Source organism: Streptococcus mitis (assembly GCF_946190375.1).
GTDB classification, from domain to species: domain Bacteria; phylum Bacillota; class Bacilli; order Lactobacillales; family Streptococcaceae; genus Streptococcus; species Streptococcus mitis_CJ.
Window position 1 is genome coordinate 1 of the sequence record NZ_CAMIAF010000151.1, and the last position, 236, is coordinate 236.

1 protein-coding gene is annotated in these 236 nt (G+C 64.8%); it reads left to right on the forward strand.

Annotated elements, in window-relative coordinates; all coding sequences use genetic code 11:
• The coding region (locus tag N8M09_RS11105) for a YhdP family protein (protein ID WP_261065251.1) at positions 1–236 on the forward strand (236 nt) is incomplete at both ends.

A 236-nucleotide genomic window follows, 5' to 3' on the forward strand; every position in this document is an offset into this window, starting at 1 on the left:
GGCGCAGCAACTGGGCCGGTACCCTGGGGCTGACCCTGCCCAATGACAAACCGTTCAGCTTCCAGCTGGCGATGGATTCCAACTTGCAGGGCATGGCGCTGGATCTGCCGCTCCCCCTGACCAAGACCGCCAACAGCCGATTGCCGCTCAAGGTGACAGTGCGCGGGCGTGACGGCAGTGCCGACATTCGCGCCGTGCTGGGGGCCGACGTGGATTTGCAGAGCCGGCTGGTTTAT